The organism is Streptococcus sp. KR (assembly GCF_002238115.1).
Lineage (GTDB): Bacteria > Bacillota > Bacilli > Lactobacillales > Streptococcaceae > Streptococcus.
On the sequence record NZ_NGVM01000204.1, the window covers coordinates 1 to 343 of the forward strand.

A 343-nucleotide genomic window follows, 5' to 3' on the forward strand; every position below is an offset into this window, starting at 1 on the left:
TCAATAAAGTAATAATTACCCGGCATTAAATTATCGTAAAGAATTTGTCCTTGATTATTCGTGACCAAATCATTTTTAATTAAAGTGCCATCTTGTTTATATAGAGCAAAGCTTGCCCCTGACAAAGTTTGGTTAGTTTGTTCATCAACTTTTGTCAATTTAACAGATCCAGGTGTTTGACTATCAGTCACATTAACCGTTGCAGGAGCCTGCTGATTAAACGCAACTGTAACTGGATATTGTTGATCTTTATCGAGTTGATAACCATCTGGTGCTTTAGTTTCAACGAAATAATAATTGCCCGGTACTAAATCACTAACCGTTAACTGACCATTTGCATTTG

The 343-nt window shown here is 35.0% G+C and carries 1 protein-coding gene; it reads right to left on the reverse strand.

The annotated features are described in order from the left end of the window. The coding region (locus CBI42_RS12900; RefSeq protein WP_256963829.1) for an MSCRAMM family protein at positions 1-343 on the reverse strand (343 nt) is incomplete at both ends.